The organism is Rhodopseudomonas faecalis (assembly GCF_003217325.1).
Taxonomy (GTDB): domain Bacteria; phylum Pseudomonadota; class Alphaproteobacteria; order Rhizobiales; family Xanthobacteraceae; genus Rhodopseudomonas; species Rhodopseudomonas faecalis.
The window spans coordinates 1-5342 of the sequence record NZ_QJTI01000048.1 but is presented as its reverse complement, the minus strand read 5'-3'; the positions used below and the strand labels follow the sequence as shown (position 1 = coordinate 5342).

The window sequence follows — 5342 nt, the reverse complement described above, 5'->3', positions numbered from 1 at the left end:
CGAAACGGCATGGAACGCCTCCCCAAAAAGAGCCATTCCAGCCATTGTGATGTGTCCGCTATGTCCCTGAACACCCGTCAGGGATGTCCCCGGGCCAAACAACAAGCGCGGGCATGACGAGTCAATGGTAGGAGACGTTGGTCTGATGCCGATTATTCGGTCTGGCTTCGCGTCGGCCGGCTGATGATGACGCCATACCAGCCCAGCCCCTTATAGGTCTCGTAGCCGGGGGTGGCGTGAAATGCCACCTGGCTGCCGGACTTATCGGTGTAGTAGCCGGAACGCCGCCCTTGCAGATCCAGCACCACGCGCTCGGTGAGCAGTCCGGCATCATCGGACGCTGCGATCACCCGGAAATGGGAATCGACCAACAGCACCCGGGCGTCCTCGGAGCCGACCCGGACGCCGCGCACGATGGCGCGCGCCTGCCGCTCCCAATCGAAATGGATCGCCAACACGCCGATCGGCTTGCCATGGCTGCGGCCCTCGGTGCGGATACTGGCGCAATAGGTGCTGACTTGAGCATTGTTAAGCAGCGGCTGCCGATCGACATCGCCGGCGACATAATCGTCGCCAGTGCGCAGCTTGGCGGCCTCGATGAACCAGCTTGCCTTGGCGACATTCTGCCCGACCACCGGATACTGCCGCGGCCGGGCGCTGGCGATGATGTTGCCGTTGAGGTCGCACAGCCACAGATCGAGATACACGGTGTAGGCGTTCAGGATCACCGTCAGCCGCTCCGACGCATAAGACGCCAGCGCCTCGCTCGGCTCGCCCGCGCATTGCACCACCGCCGAATCGGTGGCCCACCAGCGCACGTCGCAGGTGCGCTCATAGAGATTGCGGTCGATCAGCTCGATGGCGTTGAGCGCCAGATCGACCATGCGCTCGCCTTTGGCGCGCTCGGTCATCTGTTGCAGCGAGCACATCAGGGTTTTGGTGCGGCGCGTCAGCTGCGTTTCCAGATCGCGGGCGATCGCTTCGACCTGCTGGCCGACATGGCGCACTTCCTGCGCCACCACCGCAAAGCCGGCGCCCTCGCGGCCAGCGCGCGCGCTTTCGATCAAGGCGTTGAGCGCCAGCATTTTCATCTGATTGGTGATCTGCTGGATGCCTTGGGTCTTTTCACAGGCGATCTGGTTGACCTCAGCGGTCAGCTGCGCCGCCAGCGCCGAGACATCGGTCTCGCCGCACACCGATTCCTGAGAGACAGCAGACGTCATTTGCACTGCGGCTTGCAGGGACATCAGGATGGCTTCCGCGCTGTAGGATGATTAGTACGTAATTCTACGAAGTCGCCGCTGGCGATTGCAACCACGGCTTACTAACTGCAACTCAACGTTACAACAAATGATCAACAGACAACTTATCCGCTCATCATGGCGATGCCGATCACCGCCTGCCACTTCGCTGATCAAGGTGCTCAGCGCTTGATCAGACTTGATAGCAAATGGAGGTTCGGCCGTTGAAATACGTTGCCGCGCGCTTGTGTAGCCGTGGCCATCGCGACGGTTTACGCAGCGAGGCGGCACGTAATTACCAACTAGACCGCCGCGCGACCGCGCGCCGCCTGTTTGTTCGGCATTCCGCAACACGGACCGGGGCCGCGACCTGTGGTCGCACCGCCCTCACGACACCAAGCGCGCGTTGGCGCCGCGCGGCGCCGCCGACCTGCTGCAACACAGCGCCGGGTTCCAACCAAGGCGCATCAACGCGCGCGATGGCAGCGCCGATGGCTCAATTTGGAGCGAGATCGCGACATGGGCCTTACTCGCGGTGGCGCATCGCGCCATCCCGTCATACAACGATCGCTCCAGCGTTATCCGGAATCCCATTCGCCGATTGCAGACAGACCCCATGACTCAGACTAACGCAACCATCGCCAAGAAGGCCCGCTCCCGTGCCGAGGCCGATTTCGCCACCTGGCTGATGATGGCGAAGCTCGGCAGTTTCGACGACCTGCCCCCGAACGCCCAGGATTTCCTGAATCGCTACCGTGCCCGCTTTGGCGAGATGAGCGAGGCCAAGTCCAAGACCATCGCGGTCAATGAGATCTATCTAACCTATTATAAGGAGATGGGTGGCACTGGTGCCGCGCCCGAGCCGGAACCACGACCGAGCGCGGCCGGCGGCGACAACGTCGTGAAGTTCCAGAAGCCACGCCCGCCCCCTAAGGCTGCGGCGGCCAGCAGCACCAGCCGCGCCAAACGGCCGATGCCGGCGTTCTTGATCTTCGCGGCCATGGTCGCGGTGATTGCCGCCTACAAGTTCCTGGTCAAATAATCGCACCCGAACAGCGGAACCAAAAGGTGACATCGGGCTTGGTCCGGATCGGAACCCAGCCAGGCGATTTGCGCCATGATCGATTTTTCCTTTGATGACACCACCGCTGCCACGCCGGGATTGCGCGCCCTGGGGCGCCGCCTGATCCGCCAGGAGTGGCCCTATCTGCTGATGCTGCTGCTGGTGTTGCTCGGGGTCGGCTATACCGGCTTCGCCGAAGCCCCGATCCGCGGCTATTGGATGCTGCTGACGCCGGTGATTGCCGCGATCTGCGTCGCCACGGTCTGGCCAGAGCTGCCCGACAGCCAGGAGCGCTGGCGCGCGATCCGCACGCAGGCGCTGCATTGGGGCGCGGTGCTGATCGCGATGGAGCTGATCTTTATCACCGAAACCACCCGGATGATGACCGCTGAGGCCAGCGCGCTGTCGGTGCTCACTTTGCTGGCGCTCGGCACATTCATTGCCGCCATTCATCTGCCGTCCTGGCGCATCGCCCTGGTCGGGCTCTTGTTGGCGATCGCGGTGCCCTGCATCGTGCTGCTGGAGCGCTGGGCGATGTTCGTGCTGCTGCTCGGCGCGGTGGCGGCCGCGGTGATCGTGCCGGTGTGGTGGACCTATTTCCGAAAGCCGCCGCAGGACGAAGCGGAACCGCTGTCAACTGCGCCGCCACAAGCGGCGTCCAGAGCGGCGCCCAGCGTCGTGCCGTCAATCGAGCCAAATATCGAGCCAAGCGTCCAGCCAAGCATCGTCCGCAACGCCGGGCCGAGCGCCGGACCCGGCGTTGTGACGGGCACGCCAGGCGTCGCTGCACCGCCGCAAAATCCGCGCGCGGGTCATCCCCCCGATGGCGGCGCCGATCAGAATGCCGCACCCAACGCCGCACGCACCGCATAGCGTCGCTGCGGCCACGAGAGCCATGGCAAGTTGCACAACCCCTGTGTCACACTGCGGCGGAGGAAACCACCAAGGCCGCCGCGACCATGCTCACCGCCACTCCCGACTATGATCGGCTGTATCACGACTTCCGCTGGAACATCCCGGCCGAGTTCAATATCGCCATTGCGGCCTGCGATCGCTACGCCGACGGCAGCGGCAGGCCAGCCCTGATCTATTGCGACGAGGATGGCGGCGTCACCCGGCTGTCGTTCGATCAGATCGCGGCGGCGTCGCGGCGCTTCGCCAATGTTCTATGCGCGGCCGGGCTGCAACGCGGCGACCGGGTCGCGGTGTTTTTGTCGCAATCGATCGAACTGCCGATCGTGCATCTCGCCGCGTTCCGCGCCGGCCTCGTCTCGGTGCCGCTGTTCATGCTGTTCGGCGAGGACGCGCTGGAATTCCGGCTGCGCGATTCCGGCGCCAAAGCGGTGGTCACCGACCCCGCCGGCGCCGCCAAGCTACTCAAAATCCGCGACCGGCTGCCGGCGCTGACTCATATCTATGTCACCAGCACGCACGCGCCAGCCGGCACCTGGGCATTCTGGCCGGCGCTGCAACGCGCCACCGACCAATTTGCCACCGTCGCCACCGCCGCCGACGATCCCGCGATCATCATTTACACCTCGGGCACCACCGGCAATCCCAAGGGCGCGCTGCATGCGCACCGCGTATTGCTCGGCCATCTGCCCAATGTCGAGATGGTGCACGACTTCTTCCCCAAACCAGGCGACGTCTATTGGACGCCGGCCGACTGGGCCTGGATCGGCGGGCTGTTCGATGCGCTGTTCCCGGCCTGGTATCACGGCGTTCCGGTGGTCGGCTATCGCGCCCGAAAATTCGATGCCGAAGGCGCGATCCGGCTGATGGCCGAGCACGGCGTCACTTGCGTGTTCCTGCCGCCGACCGCGCTCAAGCTGATGCGTCAGGCTGGCGTGCGCGCCAATGGCGTGAAGCTGCGCAGCATCCTGACCGGCGGCGAATCGCTGGGCGCCGAGCTGCTGGACTGGGTGCGCGCCACATTCGGCATCGACGCCCATGAGGTCTATGGCCAGACCGAGTGCAATCTGGTGATCGGCAACAACGCAAATCTGTTTCCGATCAGGCCGGGCTCGATGGGCCGGCCGACGCCAGGTTTCGACGTCCGCATTGTCGATCGCCACGGCAATGAAGTGCCGCGTGGCCAGCGCGGCATTGTCGGCGTGCGCCAGCCCAATCCCTGCACCATGCTCGGCTATTGGAACAATCCGCGCGCCACCATCGCCAAATTCGCCGGCGAGTTCTTGATGACCGGCGATCTCGGCATCCAGGATGATGACGGCTACTTCTGGTATGTCAGCCGCGAGGATGATGTCATCACCTCGGCGGGCTATCGGATCGGCCCGTCCGAGATCGAGCACACGTTGCTCAAACACCCGGCGGTGGCGTTCGCCGCGGTGGTCGGCATTCCCGACCCGATCCGCACCGAGGCGATCAAAGCGTGGCTGGTGCTGCGTCCCGGCTTCAAGGGCGATGACAAGCTGGTGCGCAGCATCCAGGAATTCGTCAAGGTGCAGCTCGCCGCGCATGAATATCCGCGCCACATCGCCTTTGTCGACGCGCTGCCGATGACCGCCACCGGCAAGGTACTGCGCCGCGATCTGAGGGCGCGGGGGTAGTTCCCGGCACGAGCGCGTTCCTCCGCTAACGACCACATTCTGAAGCGAAGCTCCTCGTCCCCCTCCCCCCACCAGCGAGCGCAGTGGCGGGGAGGGGTCGGGGGTGGGGGGCTTTTGCGCATCAGCCATGTTCGCGCCGATGTCGATCATCATTTGATTGCTGATTTCGCACTCCGCCCTCGTTGAAGAAGCCCCCCACCCGGCCTCCGCTTCGCTCGGCCTCCCTCCCCACCGCTACGCACGGCTGTCCGGGGAAAGTCATACATAGCAGAAGCTCATCTGGTCGGGCGAGACACGCGGGCGGGCGGCGGAAGGGTTGACCTTGGGAGGCCGGTCGATCTCGGCGAGCTGTTTTCGCGTGAACAGGGATGCGGCGACCAGACCGGCGAAGCGTATCGCGGGCATGACGAGGCGGCTTTCGCGCGCGGCGATCCGCAGCAGCAGATAGGCGATCATGGCAGCCAGGAT

4 protein-coding genes and 1 pseudogene are annotated in these 5342 nt (G+C 64.5%); 3 read left to right on the top strand and 2 right to left on the bottom strand.

Annotation, left to right across the window (positions count from 1 at the left end; translation table 11 throughout):
- Positions 1-152: 152 nt before the first annotated feature.
- Complete coding sequence (locus BJ122_RS18785; protein WP_245407799.1) at positions 153-1223, bottom strand: methyl-accepting chemotaxis protein; 1071 nt, start codon at positions 1221-1223, stop codon at positions 153-155.
- A gap of 424 nt (positions 1224-1647) precedes the next feature.
- On the opposite strand from BJ122_RS18785, the gene BJ122_RS18780 reads away from it, so the two are divergent.
- From BJ122_RS18780 to BJ122_RS18770, 3 genes are all read left to right on the top strand, one after another.
- On the top strand, positions 1648-2283 hold the full coding sequence (locus tag BJ122_RS18780) for a hypothetical protein (RefSeq protein WP_430694811.1): 636 nt from the start codon (positions 1648-1650) through the stop codon (positions 2281-2283).
- A gap of 75 nt (positions 2284-2358) precedes the next feature.
- A complete protein-coding gene (locus BJ122_RS18775; RefSeq protein ID WP_110782803.1) occupies positions 2359-3177 on the top strand; it encodes a RodZ family helix-turn-helix domain-containing protein in 819 nt (272 codons plus the stop codon).
- 86 nt (positions 3178-3263) lie between these two features.
- Entirely contained in the window at positions 3264-4874 is a 1611-nt protein-coding gene (locus tag BJ122_RS18770; protein WP_110782802.1) for an acyl-CoA synthetase, read from the top strand.
- A gap of 258 nt (positions 4875-5132) precedes the next feature.
- Here the strand turns inward: BJ122_RS18770 and BJ122_RS18765 are convergent.
- Positions 5133-5342, bottom strand: a pseudogene (locus BJ122_RS18765) (IS4 family transposase); the annotation flags it as partial.